Source organism: Thauera terpenica 58Eu (assembly GCF_000443165.1).
Classification (GTDB): domain Bacteria; phylum Pseudomonadota; class Gammaproteobacteria; order Burkholderiales; family Rhodocyclaceae; genus Thauera; species Thauera terpenica.
In genome coordinates this window covers 1-292 of sequence record NZ_ATJV01000023.1, presented here as the reverse complement: position 1 = coordinate 292, position 292 = coordinate 1, and the positions used below count along the sequence as shown (strand labels likewise).

General features: G+C 70.5%; 1 protein-coding gene. It reads right to left on the bottom strand.

Annotated elements, in window-relative coordinates; all coding sequences use genetic code 11:
• A partial coding sequence (locus M622_RS23410; RefSeq protein WP_021247995.1) for an IS66 family transposase occupies positions 1–292 on the bottom strand: 292 nt, incomplete at both ends.

The following is a 292-nucleotide window of genomic DNA, read 5'->3' as shown; positions in this document are numbered from 1 at the left end:
ATGCAGGTAGCCCAGTGCGCCGCCGAGCACCGAGGTGGGCGGTACGGTGGGGAGCACCTGGTCGAGCCATCGACGCAGCTCGTCGAGTACCGCACGGCTTCGGCTCTGGCGTTGCGCCAAGCGCGCGGCGTCGCTCAGTTCGCGCGCATCCCTCTCGATGGCGTAGAGCTTGCCGATCAAGGCCAGCGCTTCGTGGGCGCGGCCGCGCTTGCCGGCAGGCAGCACCTTGCTGGCGTCGACAAAGCGGCGGCGTGCGTGAGCCCAGCAGCCGAGCCGAGTCACCCCTTCGCAG